This window comes from Wolbachia endosymbiont of Encarsia formosa, from assembly GCF_039540065.1.
GTDB lineage: Bacteria > Pseudomonadota > Alphaproteobacteria > Rickettsiales > Anaplasmataceae > Wolbachia.
In genome coordinates this window covers 482,361-501,401 of the sequence record NZ_CP154278.1, presented here as the reverse complement: position 1 = coordinate 501,401, position 19,041 = coordinate 482,361, and the positions used below count along the sequence as shown (strand labels likewise).

At 33.2% G+C, this 19,041-nt stretch carries 15 protein-coding genes, 1 tRNA gene and 1 pseudogene; 7 read left to right on the top strand and 10 right to left on the bottom strand.

The window, feature by feature from the left end; translation table 11 throughout:
* Nucleotides 1-21 precede the first annotated feature (21 nt).
* Nucleotides 22-2,052, bottom strand: coding sequence for a ComEC/Rec2 family competence protein (locus AAE962_RS02630; RefSeq protein ID WP_343289464.1), 2,031 nt, complete (start codon nucleotides 2,050-2,052; stop codon nucleotides 22-24).
* A gap of 73 nt (nucleotides 2,053-2,125) precedes the next feature.
* Here AAE962_RS02630 and AAE962_RS02625 point away from each other — a divergent pair.
* A tRNA-Met gene (locus AAE962_RS02625) sits at nucleotides 2,126-2,202 on the top strand.
* Nucleotides 2,203-3,146: 944 nt separating this feature from the next.
* Here AAE962_RS02625 and AAE962_RS02620 read toward each other — a convergent pair.
* Together AAE962_RS02620 and tmk are read right to left on the bottom strand one after the other, a co-directional pair.
* A complete protein-coding gene (locus AAE962_RS02620) occupies nucleotides 3,147-3,893 on the bottom strand; it encodes a transposase (protein ID WP_343288737.1) in 747 nt (248 codons plus the stop codon).
* 511 nt (nucleotides 3,894-4,404) lie between these two features.
* Nucleotides 4,405-4,998: a dTMP kinase gene (gene tmk, locus AAE962_RS02615; RefSeq protein WP_343289463.1), complete on the bottom strand. Its 594-nt coding sequence runs from the start codon at nucleotides 4,996-4,998 to the stop codon at nucleotides 4,405-4,407.
* Between the two features lie 102 nt (nucleotides 4,999-5,100).
* On the opposite strand from tmk, the gene AAE962_RS02610 reads away from it, so the two are divergent.
* From AAE962_RS02610 to AAE962_RS02600, 3 genes are all read left to right on the top strand, one after another.
* Nucleotides 5,101-5,673, top strand: a complete 573-nt coding sequence (locus tag AAE962_RS02610; protein ID WP_343289462.1) for a thioredoxin family protein — start codon at nucleotides 5,101-5,103, stop codon at nucleotides 5,671-5,673.
* Between the two features lie 5 nt (nucleotides 5,674-5,678).
* Nucleotides 5,679-7,397, top strand: a complete 1,719-nt coding sequence (locus AAE962_RS02605; protein WP_343289461.1) for a monovalent cation:proton antiporter-2 (CPA2) family protein — start codon at nucleotides 5,679-5,681, stop codon at nucleotides 7,395-7,397.
* An 89-nt stretch (nucleotides 7,398-7,486) separates the two neighbouring features.
* Nucleotides 7,487-8,647 carry an aspartate kinase gene (locus tag AAE962_RS02600; RefSeq protein WP_343289460.1) on the top strand — a complete coding sequence of 387 codons (1,161 nt, stop codon included), beginning with the start codon at nucleotides 7,487-7,489 and terminating at the stop codon, nucleotides 8,645-8,647.
* A 15-nt stretch (nucleotides 8,648-8,662) separates the two neighbouring features.
* Here the strand turns inward: AAE962_RS02600 and recF are convergent, their stop codons facing one another.
* Complete coding sequence (recF, locus tag AAE962_RS02595) at nucleotides 8,663-9,742, bottom strand: DNA replication/repair protein RecF (RefSeq protein ID WP_343289459.1); 1,080 nt, start codon at nucleotides 9,740-9,742, stop codon at nucleotides 8,663-8,665.
* A gap of 8 nt (nucleotides 9,743-9,750) precedes the next feature.
* A complete protein-coding gene (bcp, locus tag AAE962_RS02590) occupies nucleotides 9,751-10,218 on the bottom strand; it encodes a thioredoxin-dependent thiol peroxidase (protein WP_343289458.1) in 468 nt (155 codons plus the stop codon).
* Between the two features lie 63 nt (nucleotides 10,219-10,281).
* Between bcp and gshB the strand changes: the two genes are divergently transcribed.
* Nucleotides 10,282-11,208: a glutathione synthase gene (gene gshB, locus AAE962_RS02585; protein ID WP_343289457.1), complete on the top strand. Its 927-nt coding sequence runs from the start codon at nucleotides 10,282-10,284 to the stop codon at nucleotides 11,206-11,208.
* Here the strand turns inward: gshB and AAE962_RS02580 are convergent.
* Nucleotides 11,193-12,215: a UDP-N-acetylglucosamine--N-acetylmuramyl-(pentapeptide) pyrophosphoryl-undecaprenol N-acetylglucosamine transferase gene (locus AAE962_RS02580; protein ID WP_343289456.1), complete on the bottom strand. Its 1,023-nt coding sequence runs from the start codon at nucleotides 12,213-12,215 to the stop codon at nucleotides 11,193-11,195. The genes gshB and AAE962_RS02580 overlap by 16 nt on opposite strands.
* Before the next feature lie 73 nt (nucleotides 12,216-12,288).
* Here AAE962_RS02580 and AAE962_RS02575 point away from each other — a divergent pair.
* Nucleotides 12,289-12,659: pseudogene (locus AAE962_RS02575) on the top strand (hypothetical protein).
* 1 nt (nucleotide 12,660) lies between these two features.
* Here AAE962_RS02575 and lpdA read toward each other — a convergent pair.
* From lpdA to der, 4 genes are all read right to left on the bottom strand, one after another.
* Entirely contained in the window at nucleotides 12,661-14,046 is a 1,386-nt protein-coding gene (gene lpdA, locus AAE962_RS02570) for a dihydrolipoyl dehydrogenase (protein WP_343289455.1), read from the bottom strand.
* Nucleotides 14,047-14,723: 677 nt separating this feature from the next.
* The gene (locus AAE962_RS02565) at nucleotides 14,724-15,203 is read right to left on the bottom strand and encodes a disulfide bond formation protein B (protein ID WP_343289454.1); all 480 of its coding nucleotides are present in this window, start codon (nucleotides 15,201-15,203) and stop codon (nucleotides 14,724-14,726) included.
* 125 nt (nucleotides 15,204-15,328) lie between these two features.
* Nucleotides 15,329-16,330 (bottom strand): hypothetical protein, encoded by a 1,002-nt coding sequence (locus tag AAE962_RS02560; protein WP_343289453.1) that lies wholly within the window; start codon nucleotides 16,328-16,330, stop codon nucleotides 15,329-15,331.
* Nucleotides 16,331-16,459: 129 nt separating this feature from the next.
* Nucleotides 16,460-17,785, bottom strand: coding sequence for a ribosome biogenesis GTPase Der (gene der / locus AAE962_RS02555; RefSeq protein ID WP_343289452.1), 1,326 nt, complete (start codon nucleotides 17,783-17,785; stop codon nucleotides 16,460-16,462).
* A 275-nt stretch (nucleotides 17,786-18,060) separates the two neighbouring features.
* Between der and AAE962_RS02550 the strand changes: the two genes are divergently transcribed.
* Nucleotides 18,061-18,945, top strand: coding sequence for a hypothetical protein (locus tag AAE962_RS02550; protein ID WP_343289451.1), 885 nt, complete (start codon nucleotides 18,061-18,063; stop codon nucleotides 18,943-18,945).
* Nucleotides 18,946-19,041: the final 96 nt, after the last annotated feature.

Here is a 19,041-nt window from a genome sequence, read left to right as displayed (position 1 = left end):
AATTATATACTAATAACACTTTTAAAACAAGTTTTTTGGCTTATGCCAAGGACGATTAGAACGCACTTTACTAACCTTTATGCCACCATCTGTTAGCCAAACAGAGTGTGTGCCATATGCCTCTAAGTCAGCATACTTGATGGTTTTAGTATTGCAAGCTGAATAGTTGAATTTGCTTAGCTGAATTATTAGATTAACGTTATCACAACTTTCCATAATATCCTCTTTCTTATAAGCTAACAACACTGATCTATCATTCTCTTTGCTATATATGCAACTATACTTTATCCTTTTGTTTGAGTTGTGGTATTTAGTGTGATTTACAATTTGATTCTGCCCATTTTGCTTTGCCCACGTTTTGACAACAAAATTCCTGTTTTTTCTAGTAAGAGAATATAGCAAATTGTCATCTTCTTTTACAGCAGCATTATCAGCACTAACTAGAATGTCAGGTGTTCTATACATAGCGCTAGAGAAAATACCCAGTACAATAAAGAAAATTCCAAAGAAACGCCAATTTCTTTCCCACAGGCATAGCCATAATAACCCAAGTGTTATGATAACAATTGATGAGGCAGGAAAAGTGCGAATAGGAATAACCAGATACTGAAGATTAGCTATTACATTTGTTATATATAAAACGCTGTCAATTGGGCGTTCCATGAGAGGCGTTATAATCCACTGAGTACCTAAAGGAATCAATAAAACATAGATTATTCCAAGTGGAATAATAATGAGTGTAACTATTGGTATAGCAACTAAATTTGTGATAATGCCGCTGATTGAAAAATAATTAAAGTTGTATATTGTGTACGGAACAGTTGCTAAACTTGCTATGACTGAGCTGATCATTATCGACACAAAATATTTTATTATTTTTATTTTGAATAACTTATTAGCATTGATCTGATAGCTGGCAACTAGTGCCAAAACAGCAGAAAATGACATTTGAAAACCTGGCTTTAAGATTGCTTCTGGCTCCACTATGAGTATCACCGAAGCAGCAAGCGCAATTGCTATTAATCCTCGATATTTCCTTTCTATGATTATTGCAACAAGTACCAAGATCACCATGATGTAGGCACGCTGAGCAGAAATTTGCATACCGGTAATCAACAAATAAAAGGTAGTTGGCAAGATAGTAAAGAATGCAGATATTTTTTTAGTGTTATATTTAAGAGTCAAAGTTTCAGATATTGCAAATAAATTACGGAATACTATAAAAAATAGACCAGCAACAAACGATAAATGTAAACCAGATATAGCGAATAAATGTGCTATACCTGAATCTCGTATCGCATTCATAGTTTTTTGATCTATTCCGTTTTTTTTGCCAATTAATAATGCAGAGATTATGTCCGCGTGTGGCTTTTTGGTATTTTGCTGTAGGTTTTCATAGATATATTGACGGAAAGATTCTATATACTCTTGAAATTTTCTTGCTTCAGCCTTTTTGTACAGGACTATTTTGCTTGTTGCAAAGCCTGTTGCACTTATTTTCTGATAATATGCTATTCTTGCAAAATCATATGCATATTCCGAAGGCGCAATTTTTGGAGGAAAGAGTTTTGCTGATAATTTTACTTGATCCCCTATTTTAATGCCTTCTTCCGCTTTGGTTCTAACTGATATTCTGATGTTATCCAGCTTGAACTTCGTGTTTTTTATTTCATAAAGCAAAAATTGCTCATACGAGCCCTTGTTATTAATATCCTTCACTGTAGCAACAATGTCTTTCACATACCTTTCCTTATCAAGAATGTGAGTATTAACTGAATCTGTTCTTAATTTACTGGCTGTAAATCCTACGAGCACTGCAATTAAAGCAATGCATAATATTGCGTACCTTTTGTGCAGTATTGCAATCAGAATTAGTATAGGTGAAAGCAAGAGAAAAATAGATATATAGCTTGGTTCAAAACTTATGGAAAAATAGGTTAAAATTCCTGCACACTGAAAAACAGGAAACCACAATATTAAGTTATATTTTTTATTGTACAGATTGTTACGTATATAATTTACTATTGTGTCAAAAAAGGTTAATAGATACATAAATATACGTAATAGTGTGATTTTATTCTTTATATTTATTATTATTGCATATATAATAATAAATAAGCAACGACGCGGGATGGAGCAGCTCGGTAGCTCGTCAGGCTCATAACCTGAAGGTCGTAGGTTCAAATCCTACTCCCGCAACCATCTTTCAACTGTACAAACATTGTGATTTCGGATAGAAGAATCACTTGACAAACTTCACCAGCCTCTTATCATATCAATAAGAGTATTTATCCTTGTTTTTGACCTGCAGGCTCAATCACAAAATTCAGTAAAAAAACTCAGATATTTATTGGCAAATTACACAAAAATTATAGCTGCTGCATGTCTTTTAAATTTTTTCTACACTCAGCCAAATCGCGCTTGTTAGCACATTATCAATTTAAATTATTAAAACTCGCTATTCTGGACTTCTTTTGCCTTTTTTCTATTTGGTTGGATGATTTTATAAATTAATTAAAATATTCATAATATTGATCTCTTATCACAACAATGCTATTATTAAGCTAATATTACTTTTAGTGAGGTATGAGCAATGGTTGATGTGCCTTTTATTGGCGTAAATACGGTTATTGATAACGTATACAGAAGAAAAATAAACTCGTTATATCAGGGTTATTTTTAGCTGTATCAGCAGCAACTTCTGTCTGGTTTATCTTTCCTGGATCGCAAAATGTACTTGCTCCATTCTTGCTTCCAGCTATATTCCTTCTCTTGACTCTTTCTATGGGATATTATACGTTTCTTTTTGGTTGTGAGAAAAAATCTGTAGTAGAAAATGTTCTAGGTATCTGCTGAGTCAGTTAAGAGAGTACATTGCCAAGACGGAATGGCTTTGTTGCATAGCACTGATAGGCATGTAAACGACAGTGAATTTAGGAAGATAATTTAAATTTAGCCATACCTATATCAGTAAATTTGTTTAGCAAGTAGCACTTAATTAACAGCTCTTTTTCACGATTTATCTCTGATTTATTTTTCAAGCCAAACCCAAATATTTGCTTTAACCTATAGAAAAAGACTTCAATATAAGATCGTGCTCCATACTTAACTTTTTTCTTCCATTCATTAATACCATCTTCATAGTTCTAATATGACCTAATTCTACTAATATACTTGTTTCTTTCTGATAAGTAATCAGCTAAACAAATTTTAGTATCCTTCCTAGGGCGAATAATAGGCACAATATTGTATTTTCTGCATTCTTTATACACACTTCTTATATCATAAGCCGCATCTGCTCGAATAGAACAAATGTTATATTTATTACTGACTTCCTCTAACATATCGTAGACCGGCAAATAGTCCACAGCAACACCACTAGTGTAGTTCATGCTTATTGCTTTCTTATCATTTACGTTTAAAACAACATGTAATTTTCTTACTTGACCATAACCACTGTATTTTCTTTTTCGAGTATTAAGCTTACTATGCCCACCGTTATTACTGTAGATACTAACTCTAGTGCTATCTACGTCAATTTCAATATTTTCCAAATCATCTTTATTGGTTCTATGGTCATCAATCTTCAAATTAAGCTTTTTAAATCTTCTGGAAGCTTGTGTATAGCTTATAACCTTAAGTTTTTTGCCTATTTGTACCATATAACCTTTTACAAAACCTACAGCTTGTCTCAGGCCAATTCTAAAAAGATGAACTATTATGTGTATTAAAATTACAACTTTATTACTATAAATGTTATTACCACCTGCAACTTTTGGACTGTTTTCGTACCAATTTTCTATGGCTTGATTAACAAAATGAAAAACATTTCCTCTTTTTTTGAGAAACTCGTTATATTCTCTTTGGTTACTTACTCTCATTTTTTGCGGCATAAGTTGTTTGAAAAATGCCTATTTTACAACAAAATGCGTTAGTAACCATATATTTAAAAGCTTTTCTCCTTACAATAACCTCAATCAACACTAGCTATGCAACAAAGCCAGACGGAATCGGATTTTTGCTAGCAGAGACAAGAGATATTACAAAAAATAAGTTTTGTAAAGTACTTTTGTTTTGAGAATCGTAGCAAAGCGCACAAACTTGCTTTATATGTAAGAGAAATTGATAGCGTTGCATCCTCGATAAAAGACGAGGATCTGTTAAATCACTTTGATCAATTTTTTACCATAACTGAAGTAAGCAATAAGAATAGTAGAAATGAGCTAATTAATCGCGCAAGAATATATAGAACAATAAGTGAAAAACCTAAAAATGAAATACAAAGTTTTTTAGCTAATCAAAAAGAGAGTCTTTCGTATGAAATAACGTCACCTAAAATTGATAATTTTTTACCACAGGTTAATGCAGTAACTGTTTAGGTTAGCAAAAGTTCAATACGTATAGCTAAGTCTTTGCAATATCAATAATTTCATTGTGTACATGATTATCATTTTTTTTTTCAATTCCAGTAATAACATTACATCTATTAGATTCTTTTATAGCTATTTCTTGAAATCCTTTTCGAATTTTATGATAGAAATCAATGCTCATTTCTTCATACTTATTTTTATCCTTTGCTCTGCTGAGTCCAACTTGAACATCAATATCTAAAATAAATGTGATATCTGGATATTTAATTTCCACTAATTTGTGTAAGTCTCTTATTAGACTCAAGTCAACACCTAGTCCATACCCTTGATACGCAATAGTTGAATCGATAAATCGATCACAAATAACTGTCTTTCCCTCTTTAAGAGTTGGCAATATTAATTTTTTCATATGTTCGTGCCTCATCGAGATAAGCAGCAAGAGTTCAGAAATAGGATCAATATTATTCTTAAGTAGTAATCCTCTTATTTTTTCTGCAAAATCAGTACCACCTGGTTCTCTAGTCAATACGACATTATTTTCACCGTGAATTTGCTTGAAATAATTTGCAAGTAACTCAGACTGTGTTGTTTTACCAGAACCATCTATTCCTTCGAAGGTTATGAACATAAATTTTATAATTACAATGCTAAATGCAAACAGTGTACATAGAAACCATTTGACATTTAAGCAATAAGATCATAAATTATGGTATACAATTCTCTATGAGTTATGGTTACGCTAGACACTCCTAAGATAGATTTAGAATTTACTGCAAAGAATTTCAATCTCCTGGGAGTGGATAACAAATATTATACATTAAGTGACTGCTATGGGGAAAATGGTCTCATTGTAATGTTTATATGCAATCACTGTCCTTACGTTCAATCAATTATTAGCAATCTAGTAAGCGATGTTAATTTGTTGAAAAAAGATTATCAGGTAAACACCGTTGCAATCATGCCAAATGATGTAAATGAGTACCCAGAAGACTCCTTTGAAAACATGATTAATTTTGCCAAGGAAAATAAGTTTACATTTCCATATTTGATTGACAATAACCAAGAAGTAGCTAAAGAGTATGGTGCTGTTTGTACCCCTGATTTTTTTGGCTTTAATTCCAAACTAGCCCTCTGCTATCGCGGGCGTTTTAACAACACAAAAAAAGAGAAAGTTCAAAATTACGAAGTAGGAAGTAGTGATTTATTTCAAGCCATGAAATTTATTGCAGAAACTAGCAATCCTCCAGTTGACCAAAAATCAAGCATTGGTTGTTCAATAAAATGGTCTAATTCTACAGGTTGAATATTATGCACAGCGGCTCTCAGCATTTGTTTGATATTATAATTTTACTCTCTGCTGCTGTGTTTATAGTCATAGCGTTTTGGAAAATGAATATTAGCCCAGTACTTGGTTACTTTGTTGCAGGTGCATTGATTGGTTCTCATGGATTTAATCTGATACATTCAGTTGAAGTAATGGATAACTTTGCAGAGTTTGGCGTAGTTTTCCTATTGTTCATTATAGGTCTTGAATTGACATTTGAACGCCTTATCGCTATGCGTAGGCATGTGTTTGGGTTTGGTTCTCTTCAAGTTATAGTTACTATGATAGCAATATGGTGCATTGCTCTCGCCTTTAGAGTGAGCATAAACATGGCAGCAGTTATTGGTGGTGGGCTTGCATTATCTTCAACAGCAATAGTGTTGCAGGTTCTGCAAGAAAAGGGTTCTCAAGCAAGCCAAGTTGGCAGATTGTCAATAGCAGTGCTACTAATGCAGGACTTTGCAGTGGTACCTCTAATAGTACTAGTGCCCCTACTTACTGGCAATTCTGAACACAGCTTAATAAGCTCGTTGGCAGGCTCATTAGTGCAAGCAGCTATTGCATTGGTGTTGATATTTGTAACTGGTAGGTTATTACTTAGGCCATTGTTTTCGGTTATTGCCAAAATGGAGAGTAATGAAATCTTTATATCAACAACACTTCTGATAATATTAGGATCAGCATTTATTACTGAACAATTTCATTTATCAATGGCATTAGGCGCATTTGTTGCTGGGTTACTAGTTGCAGAAACAGAACACAGGAATTCGGTAGAACATGCAGTATTGCCATTTAAAGACTTATTTCTTGGTTTATTCTTTATGACTGTTGGCATGTCTATTGATATTGACCTTTTACTCAATAAGTTACCACTCGTTACTTTATTATCAATTATCCTTATCGTTTTAAAGACGTCCATTATATATACATTGTGTAGATTTTTTGGATTTAGAAGTGCACCTGCAATACAAGCTGGATTACTGCTTGCACAAGGCGGTGAATTTGCATTTATTTTATTCCGTTTAGCAGATGAATTAGATGTACTATCAAGTGAAATCGCTCAAGTGCTTATGATGGTAACTACAGTAACTATGGCTTTTACTCCTCTTTTATCGGGAATTGGAGACTGGATAGCAAATTCATTTAGCACTGAAAAAATAATACTAGACGATGAAGCAATCGAAACAGACACACAAGACCTTTATAATCACGTAATAGTTGCTGGGTTTGGTAGAGTGGGATATATGGTAACAAAAATGCTTACTGCAGAGCATTTAAGTTATGTTGTTGTAGATATTCAATCAAAAATAGTAAAAGAAGGAAAAAATGACAGTTTTCCTATATATCTTGGAGATGCTACAAGATATGAAATTTTAAAATCAGTAGGAATAGAAAGAGCTCAAGCTCTTGTGGTTTCGATAAAGAACGAAGTTACTATAAAGAAAATAGTTTCTCTAGTTGCAGCAAATTTTCCGCATGTAAATATTATAATACGTTTGCCAGATTTGAATAATGTGGAGGTTTATAAAGATCTAGGGGCTAGTAAAATTATTCCCGAAACATCTGAAATTGGATTGCAGCTAGGTGGAGCAGCATTAAGTTTAAGTGGAATTAGCGAAAGTGGAGTTACATCTTTAAAAGGTAAATTCAGAAAAGGCAACTACAGTATGTTAAAAGACCTTGGTAGTGATAAAGATGAATAATCCTCTATCACTTTAATTAGTGACCAGAAAAACACATTTAATTAAGCAACTATACTCTCTAGAAAGGTGAAATTGACCTTATTGTAATTATGAACAAAATAATAATAAAAAAATTTGGTGGTACTTCGCTAACTGACTTAAATCGAGTTGCAAATCTAATAAAAAACGATATTGAAAAAGGTTATAATGTAATTGCTGTTGTATCTGCTGCTGCAGGATTCACTGACCAAATGGCTTTTCAAGCCAGGCAAATTTCAAATTTAAATTGTAGACAAGAGTTATCAGAGTATGATGTCCTGCTTTCAGCAGGAGAACAAATCTCTTGCGGGTTATTAGCTATCACTCTTCTGTCTGTTGGAGTTAATGCTAAATCATGGCTCGCCTGGCAGTTACCAATTCTAACGGATAATTTTTATTCTGAGTCTAAAATAAAAAAGATAAAAATTGACCATGTAAAAAGATCTTTTGCTGAGGGTTATACTGCTGCAATCATTGCTGGTTTTCAGGGTATATACGATGATAGAATCACTACTTTTGGTAGAGGAGGATCTGACATCTCAGCAATTGCCTTTGCTGTATTCTTTGGTATTAGGACTTGTGAAATTTTTACTGATATTGACGGAATATATACAGCAGACCCAAAAATTGTTCCAAGGGCACGCAAGCTTAAATCTATCTCTTACAATGAAATATTGGAGATGTCGTCATCTGGTGCTAAAATATTGCATAATCGTTCAGTACAACTTGCAATGAAGCATAATATTAAGGTGCAAGTGTTATCCACTTTTGAGGAAGTAGAAGGCACTACAGTACTACATGAAAAAGATGTACTGGAAAGATATTTAATTACTGGAATAACTTATAGCACTCACAAAGCTCTTGTAACTTTTACTAACTTTGCAAATACTCTGGATACTTTAAGAGATATAGCAGGAGCAAACGTTAAAATTGACATGATACATGGGTCAAGCTTTTTGATTTCCAAATTTGATGTTGATTTAATGACAAAGTTATTGAACAAAAATGAAAATTATGTAGTAAACAATAATATAGCTAAAATTTCAATAATTGGTATTGGTGTTATGTCTAACACTGAAGTGATATACCGCACACTCAAGGTTTTAAGCGAAAAAAAGATAGAAATACTTGCTGTCACAATGTCCGAAATCAAGATCAGTATAGTTGTTCAAAAAAAACACGCTGAGGCTTTAATTAGAGATTTACATACCGAATATGAGCTTGATGTATGACAGCACGCTTGAAATTTATTTACTTGATAATTCAAAAAACTTGAAAGAGCAAAGATAGTTATTGAAATTATCTTGATTTACATCGGTTATCCAAGTTTGACATTGAATGCTTAACACCTCCTCCATTAACACCTTTCTGTAATCTTTATCCAGATGCGACATTATATCGTCAAGCAGAAGAAGAGGTGCTTTATTGTAATGAATACACCTTGCTTTTACACTAGATAAGATGATAGAAAGCAGTAATAGCTTTTGCTCTCCAGTAGAACAAAGATTTATTGGCATGTCCCCTTTTTGGCAAAAAACCCAAAAATTATCATTATGTACAGAAAAGGTTACTCTACCAGTTAATGAGTCTTTTTCTCTGTTTTCCTTTAGACGATTCTGAAAATATTCTACAGTATCGTCCAAAGTTAGCTGGCTGCTGAATTTCAAACTTGCCTTCGGAAAAAGCTTACAGGAATGGTTATCAATTGTGTCTTGTAATATCTTTAAAACAGATGATCGCATACGTAAAATATCAATTGCATTGGTAGCCATAACGTTTTCAAGACTAGAGAGCCAACTTTCGTCCAAAATATTCTCTCTAAGCAGTTTACTTCGCTCATGTTTAGCTTTCCTGTATTTCATATAGCAATAAGTGTAATTTTCTTCAAACAGTGAGACGATACGGTCTAAAAATTTTAATCTGTCGCTCGGAGAATTAAGAAGAATATAGTCCATTTGTGGAATGAGCCATATTACATTGGATATTCTATACAAAGATGAGTAGCTTGACTGCGTTTTCCCATCAATTTGTATTAATTTCTTATTAAGATTCTTTCCTATACCAATTGAGTTAAGCTCTGCTCCATTGAAAAAATCATAATACACTACCCAACTTTCATTACTGCGCCTATTTTGCATCTCATTGATTTTTGCTTTTTTCATTCCGTTGCTTTTAGCAAGCAATGAGATTGCTTCAAGTATATTAGTTTTTCCAATACCATTTTTGCCAGTTACTACAACTGGTCTATCATCTAAATCCAGTTCAAAGTTTGAATGACTACGAAAGTTATATAATTTCAGTTTTTTTATATAGCAATGGGTAGTCATTCTTTAATTTATATTCTCCTTACTTCTTCTAGAACCTCATCAACATGTCCACTAACTTTTACGTTTTTCCAGATCTTCACTACTTTACCTTTTTTATCTATTAAAAAAGTAGTGCGCTCTATTCCCATATACTTTTTGCCAAACATGCTTTTTTCTACCCAAACACCATATTTTTCCAACATTTCAGCATTTTCATCAGAAACTAAAGAAAATGGCAAAGAATATTTTGCTTTGAAGTTAGCGTGGCACTTAACGCTATCTTTTGATACACCAATTATCACTGTGTCAAGAGAAGAGAAATTTTCTATTTTGTCTCTAAAGCCTTTTGCCTCCATTGTACAGCCCGGAGTATCGTCTTTAGGATAAAAATAAAGGACTACATTTTTTTTATCAAAAAATTCACTCAGCGATAAAATTTCGCCAGAATCTGTTGGCAAACTAAAATTAGGTGCATTATTTCCTATTGTTAATTCCATACTTTGCTCCATTATTAACACTTTTATGGTACTATATTATATTGTAATAGGAAGGGAGGATAAATGAAAGTAGCTTTTCAGATGGATGAAAGTCTAAATTTTGAAGCTGATACTACATTTTCGTTAATAAAAGAAGCGCAAAGAAGAAAGTACGAAATTTTTGTTTATGTACCTAATAATTTAGCACTCAAGTTAAATCAGCCAATTGCTCTTGCTCAGAAAGTCAGCGTTGATGATTGTAGCTTCATTTCAAAAGAGGATGTAGTAATCAACCTAAATGAAATGGGTATCATATTTATCAGACAGAATCCACCATTTGATATGCGTTACATTACAACAACCTATATCTTAGAAAAGACTACTGCGTTAGTAATAAACAATCCAACAGAAATAAGAAATTGTCCTGAAAAATTCATTACTTCACTATTTCCAGAGCTAATTCCTCCAACTTTGATCACTGAAAATATATCGATGATTAGAAATTTTTATCACGACTATCAAGATATCATATTGAAACCACTATATAGCTATGGAGGAAATGACGTAATAAGAATACAAGACCAAAATAGCATTCAAGTAGTAGTGGATCTCATGATCGCAAAATATGAATGTCCTGTGATTGCACAAAAATTTTGCAAAAATATAAATAAAGATAAAAGAATATTGTTACTAGATGGAAAGCCAATAGGAGCAATGAGGCGAATTCCAAAAGCTAGCGGAGAAATTAGAACAAATATGCGGCTGGGAGCAAGTTTTGAACCTGCTGAAATGAATGATATAGATAACAAGATATGTAATACAATTGGCCATGAGCTAAAGAAAAGAGGACTAATATTTGTTGGTATTGATATTATAGATGACTTCCTTCTCGAAATTAACACGACTTCACCCACGGGAGTAGTTTACATCAACAAATTATATAATATATCACTAGAAAAAGCACTATGGGATGGATTTGAAGAAAAAGCAATTCGTCAACTAAGTTCTTGAGCTATTGCCTTAATAAATTCAGTAACTCCATTCCTTATTCTTGTTTTCTTAGTATTATTAGCCATATCACACAATTTTTGACAATTTTGCAATAAATCAACTAGCAACTCTCCTAGATTCTTTTTCGCGTTACTATTTTGCTCGACCATTACAGCTGCTCCCGAATCTTCAATATGTTTTGCATTACAAAATTGATGGTTATCTTTTGAGTGAGGATAAGGAATATATACAGCAGGACGCTCAGCAATAGTAATTTCTGCTATTGAAGTTGCCCCCGCTCTGCTAATTACCAAATGAGCATTTGCCAGTCTACTCTCCATATCATCGAAAAACTCACTTAACTCACAATCAATCCCTTCACTTTTGTATAGACTCTTGACCTTGTTTATATTTTTCTTCGTACATTGCTGCGTTACTCTAATCCTCTCTTTTACTTCAACAGGTAGATCACAAATTACGCTGCTCACTACATCATCAAAAAAATTTGCACCCTGACTGCCTGCTATTATTAACACGTTTAAAACTGTTTCATCTCTAGAATAGCCTTGTGCTTCTATATCGACAAAATTTCCTGTAAAAACGCATTTACTACCTTCTGCATACTTAGTCTCTGGAAAGCTAATTGCAATTAATTTTGCACTCTTGAAAAAGAATCTATTTACTCTCCCTAAAATTGTATTTTGTTCATGTAAAATTATAGGTATAGAAAAAATCCCTGCTGCAAGAAGAGTTGGAAAAGAAGCGTAGCTACCAAAACCAATGACTAGTTTTGGTTTCAATTTTCTGATTTTATATATTGTTAGTACACAACTATATGTTAACAAAAAGAGAAACTTCAATTTGTTGCTGCTTGGCTTGCACAATGGTAAAATATAACCCTCTACATTGATGATTTTTTGATTAGTGAATAATATACAATTGTGCCCTTGTGCCTTTAGTGCTTTTGCTAAGGTTATAGCTGGAAAAATGTGTCCACCTGTACCACCTGTTGCTAGAATAATAGTCATCTGTAAGTAGTAATTTGATAATAGATTGTCAATTATTTTTTAATAATTTGCATGTAAAATTTTATTAAGCTTTATGATAGTTGAGTTAAAAATGCCTAAAAGTAGTGACAGCAAAAAAGAATCTAACGTGAAAAATAAGCCTCAAGAGCAAAGAGAAGGCAGAAGAGGAGGTCTTGTAAGATTGTTAAAAGCATGATAAAAGCTCTTTTTAACTCAGTTGTTGATCTACCTCAGCAAGAACAACTCAATAAAAATATTGATAGACAACAAGGTTTAGATAGTAAAAGAAAAAGCCCAGAGGATCTTAGTCAGGCAAAAAAGCTTGAAGTGAAAGAAGCCGCTGAAGGGTTAAAAGAAAAGTTAGAAAAATCTGATATTGGTAATCAATCTATTAGAATTGAATCGCCTAATCAGGATAATTGTAGCTCTAAAACAATAAGTTAGCTTAACTATTTAACGATTCACCATCTGCGGCAAGTACTGATTCGTGTATAATTTCCGAAATAGTTGGATGAGGAAAAATCGTAGATTTTATGTCGCAGTCTGTTCCCTCTAGTTGCTTTGCAAGAGCGAAATTGCTAATTAACTCTGTTACTTCTGCACCTATCATGTGAGCTCCAAGAAGTTCGCCTGTTTTTTTGTCTATAATTGTTTTCACTAAACCTTCAGTTTCACTTAGTGCAATAGATTTACCATTAAAGTTGGAGTGAAATTTTCCTACTTTTATATCGTATCCACTTTTTATTGCCTGTTCCTCAGTAACGCCAACGCTTGCTATTTGCGGATGAGAGTAAGTGCAATTTGGTATGCACTCTTTTTTTAACTTATGAGCATTTTTACCAGCAATTTTCTCGACACAGATCACAGCTTCATGACTTGCTTTATGTGCTAAACATGGTGGACCAGCTACATCACCTATTGCATACACACTTGATTCACTTGTTTCATACCACTCATTCGTTTCAATGAAACCAGAAGGACTTAACTTAATTTTTGTATTTTCTAAACCTATATTTTCAGTATTTGCTTGAACGCCAACTGCAACAATTACTCTATCGAATTCTTTATTCTCACCACTACTTAGCTGCACTTGAACAAAGTCTTTATTTTTAGTGAAAGTTTTTATGCTATTGCTCGTATATATTTTTATTCCTTGTTTTGTAAATATCTCTTGTGCCAGGTTTGAAATATCTTCATCTTCCAGAGGCAAAATAGTGTCTTTTATTTCTATAATCGTTACATCAACTCCCAAAGTACTATAAAAACTTGCAAATTCTATTCCTATCGCACCAGAACCTATGATTAGTAGCGATTTTGGTAACTTCTTTGGAGTCATAGAGTGCTGCGCATTCCATATTAAATCTCCATCTTCCTCTATTCCAGGTAGATTTCGCGCTCTAACACCTGTTGCTAAAACGATATGACTGGAAGAAATTTCTTCCTCCTTTTTGTCATTAAGAATTTTTACAGTACGATTACCTGCAAGTTTACCAAAGCCCTGATGAACTTTGATGTTATTTTTTTTCATCAAATATGCAACACCGCTTGACAATTTATCAACAACTTTTCTTGAGTATTTCACTATTGATTGTATATCAAAACTTGCATCCTTTACTTTTATGCCAAATTCTTCTGATCTTGTTATTAACCTATAAATTTCAGATGCTCTAAGTAGCGATTTTGTTGGTATACACCCCCAATTTAAGCATATACCACCCAAATTTTCTTCCTTTTCAACAATTGCAGTTTTAAATCCAAACTGCGCCGCTCTAATTGCTGCTATATAACCACCAGGACCGCTGCCTATAACTGTAATATCATACTCATTCATCAGTTTTCTTCGTATGAAAAAGACTATATATAACAGATGGAACCCGTATGATCAATGCTCAGGTGCATAGAAGCGTCTTGACAAACCTTCCCACTTTTCTTCTTATATCAATAAGAGTATTTATCCTTATTTTTAATCTCCGCGGGTTTAACAACAAAACTCAGATATTTATTGGCAGATTACATAAAAATTATAGCGGCTACATGTTTTTTAAATTTTTTCTACTTCAGCCAAAACACGCTTGTTAGCACATTATCAATTTACATTATTAAAACTAGCTATATAGGGATTCTTTTGCCTTTTTTTACTTAGTAAATTTATTAATATTTATAGCTAAAGCTTCAGGCCAGCACTTGATGCTGAAATCTTCACTACAAATAAGCATATTGAGCACAAAATTATGCTAAAATACAACGTTTTTGGTGAGACTATGGACAAACTGAATCCCAGTATCTGGGCACTGGGATGACAAGAAATAGGCTGCTTTCATAACAATGAAAGGTTATTTGGATGATAGCTGCACTTCCAGTTTCAGCTACTCGGATGACAAGAAAGAGGGAACTGGCATGATGAACCATAATGTTCGTACAGCTGTGCAAGAATCAGTGGGTATGACTTGCTAAATTTTTAAATTACGGACAGCACCAAGTAACGCACAAGTACAGCGTCTATACCAGTTACTGTTGTACCTTATTTCTTTCTCCACAATACATTTTACCTGATAAGAATAGAGCTACTATAAGATAAATAAGATTCCATGTTGCTAACGAAACACCAAAAATATAATGAGGTCTGTCACAAGACGGAGAGTAGTTAGGGTTTAATAGATTATTTCTTATCTCTTCTATGCTAACGTTACCACTTGCTTGCTCTGTACAGCCTAAAACATCATGAAATAAGTGGAGTTCAAGACCTACATGATAAAAAGATATTATTGCACCAATGAGATAGCTGCAAAACATCGCATAGATTAGGATTTTGTTGTCTTTGAACATATACGCAACTGCAAGTAGCCCTGTAACATAGTAAACTACTCGCTCGTATATACATAACTTACACGGTATCATATTGAAAAAATACTCTAGCACATATGCAAAAATTAAAGCGACAGCGCTTGATAAGAGAAAAATTATAGAACTGTTATTTACATCTGACATAGTTAATGAATTACTACAATATCTGTTAAGAGTCAACTCTTGTTTGACAACCTTTCATGTAACCCACGTACCTATGTGCTACTCTACTACTTTTAACCTCTATACACATGCTAACAACTGGATACTTATTTGATTTGTATACTAGTTACAACTCTAGTAACACTATCTATTTTTGCAATTTCTTCTTTGGTATACAATTCATCCTTGTTTTTCGTCCAGCTATTGTCATATTGAATATCAACTTCTCCTCCATTGGTTTTAAACCCAAAAGTTTCTTGTATAAGCGATCTTTTCTCTTCTAACAATTTATTAAAATGTTCGCTAAAACTTTTATAACCGGACATAAAAGTAGAAAGAGCTTTATCAAGAGGAGTGTGATATATTATATTTTCCATAATTGTGTAGATGTTATGGGGTGATGATTGAAGTATAGGATAATGATTTTGAAATCTACGCTTCATCTCATTATAGAATTCCACAATCTTTACTTTACCAGCATCACTTACAGAAATTATAGCATTCTCAATATTTGGTATACCGTCATAATCATAACCTTTTCTGTCATTTTCAGCAACCAAAAAGCCCTGGCTAGCCTGAATCTCACTAAGTTTTTTGTCCTCCTTAGGTAAAATATCAAAATCAAAATAGATCATAGGAGACTTCAGTGCTAACAACATAAATATACTCATACTGTCTATCTCAACACCAAAAGATAATCTTTTACTTTCTGGAATAGAGTATAGATCTCTAAAATATTGAGATACAGTGTATAGAGGACATTTAGATAGTTCTATTTTCTTATTTGGTTGTAAGTGAAAGCTGAATTCATACTCTCCTAAATCCAGCTCATTAAAGTCTATAAGCTCTATGTTTTTGTTTAGGTTAAATTCTCTATTTGATATTTTATTCTCCAACTCTTTACGTTGCTCAGGAGTAAAACCAGATCCATTTATTACTAATTTCACTACACGTGTATTTTCTCTTTTTGCCCATTCGCTCAATCTCTCCAAATATTTTTCTGGAATCGGGTATCCATATCTTTTTGGAAGCCACTGAAATACTAAAGATGTATCAACCGTGAAAGTATGTGGAGATCCAGGCCTTAAATCTTGTCCTTTATAATTCATAGCAAAAGTACTAAATAAATTAATACTTTACTATATAATATTAATTTATTAACTACTTATTTAAGTAATATTATTTACTTATTAATAATACTAAGATAAAAAAGTATATTATTAGTAAAACAAGATTATCTACTTTACATAGGGGTTTTTATTCTTTTTCAAAAGTAATCTAACTGGTACACCTTCAACAAAGAAGTTTTTTCTAAGACCATTAGTCAAATAACGTTTATAACTCTCATCAACACTTTCCGGGACGTTGCATACCAAAGAAAAAGCTGGAGGTTTGGTGCCAATTTGAGCAATATACTTCATTTTAATTGCTCTACCTTTTATAAGTGGGTGAGAATGTTTTTCCACGGCATCTATTAGCCAATTATTCAGTTTTGCAGTGCTGATCTTCTTGTTTAAGGATTCACTCACTTCAAGACACTTATCTATCACATCACCACAGCGCATACCTTTCAATGCAGAAATTGTTACAGTTGGCACTTCCAAAAATAACCGAGTCACTTCCTGTTGTTTGACAAATTTTATTAACTTACTTCTGTCATCCTTACCTATTAAATCCCACTTATTTAAAACAATGATAATTCCCTTCCCCCCTTTAATTGCAGCTTCAGCAATTGATAAATCCTGCTGCTCAATGCCAAGCAAGGAATCTAGCATTAAAATCACTACATGAGAGCGCTTTATTGACTCTATACTTTTTTCAACAAATCTTGACTCTAAGTTATCAACAACATTTGCCTTTCTGCGGATTCCCGCAGTATCGATGAGAGTGATTAATTTCCCATTATGGTCGTATGAAATATCCACAGAGTCACGCGTGGTACCAGGTTTTGAGCTTACTATTAGTCTATTTTCTGCAAGTAAACTGTTTAAAAAAGTTGATTTTCCAACGTTTGGGCGACCGATGATTGCAATCCTCAGTCTAATGGACTCACTTTCAGGCAGCTCAGTTTTTTTGTTAAAATCTTCAATAACACCAGCTAATACATCATAAAGATCAATCATACCAAGATTATGTTCGGCTGAGATATACACCGGACCTATGAAGTTGAAGAACTGCAAATAATCAACATTTTCCGATTTATGACTTTCGCATTTGTTTGCTATTAGTATTACAGGTTTGTTCGTTTTTCTCTTCAGCCACTTTGCAAACTCTTTGTTCTGCTCGTTTTGCACTTTTGCATCAACAAGAAAAAAAATTACATCTGCGCTTAATAAAGAAAACTCTATTTGTTCAATAACTTGTAGTGAAAAACTGGTTTGGTCATTCCATCCTCCTGTATCTATAACTTTAAACTCTAAATCACTAATTCTTCCAATTCCTTCACGCCTATCTCTCGTTACTCCTGGAATGTCACTAACCACCGCTGCTTTTCTTCTCACCAACCTATTAAAAAGAGTTGACTTGCCTGCATTTGGAAGGCCTATTATGACTATTTTCAGCATAGTTTAAGAGCGTATTTTATAAATAGTAAATTATAATCAAAATTTTTTAATTTCACTATTGACTTGATAGATTATATACCTATCCTAAAATTAGGATATTTTATCTTAAATTTATTATGTAAAATTGGAGGGTGGTTATGTTCGTGTCCTAGCAAGTACAAAGTTTAGAATTAGAACAACAAAAGTTACACGAGAGTGTATTAAAAAAAAATTCACAAAGATTTGGGGAAAAGTTTACACCAACCTTAGCAATACATGAGCATGTTAACGAAAAGATGGCAGACGACATCTTTGCCGGGTTGCGTGATATGTATACAGTAGAGTTTGAATATAATATAGCATCAGATAAACCTATAACTGTGGCTGTAGAAAATATGGCAGAGGGATTTCAAAAATTTATAAAGCGTTGGAAACAAGAAAAGATCATGTTTAGCGCGCCATTGTATGTAAGTAGAGGAAATGGACCAATACTAGATTTCATGATAAAGAAGTTTCACCATCTCAAAAATAATGACGCAAACATTAATGAGGACAGCAAACGTAAACTAGAGACTGTTTTATCAGAAGTGCATGATCTAGTCTCAAAAGGTAATTATGTAAGCAAAGAGTTTATGAAATTCTTACCAGAAAATGTATTGAAAAAACGTGAAGACTACTTATCAAATCTAAAGAAGATTGCAAGCGAAAGTATTGATCATGGTGAAAAAGACAGAGTTATAGTAGAAAGAGATAATGTATTTTACTGTGTAAAATACTCAGAAGAAAGTATTGTAAGTCCTGCAAAATTTTTGAACAATTCAGAATTTCAAAACTTAGAGGGAATACTAAAAGTTGGAGAAGATAGTACAATAAAAATAAGAAATGGACAATATCACGATGTGAAAGGCAAAATGAAAATGACCTTTAAAGTAGGCGATGAAAAAATTGAAATGATTTTATTCTCTGAAAAAGCTGAGGATTTTGGCAAAATAATGGTACATATGGATGATAAAAGTTGTGAAATCTTCTCAAAGCATTGTGAAGAGCTAAAAAAAGAACCTCGTATAAGCAAGGTCATCGAAGCTGCCAAAAGCTTTGTGCAAACAAAAAGCAATGCTCCTTCTTCTACTCTAGACGATACTAATGCATCTCAGCATTCTCAGGAAGTTCTAACATTATAAGCTGACAGACAAGGCAATTGTACACTGTTAACAGTGTACAATTGCCCAGCGCTAAAAATGTCCAAATTCTAGACTATAAATCTGTGTGCGCAGTTT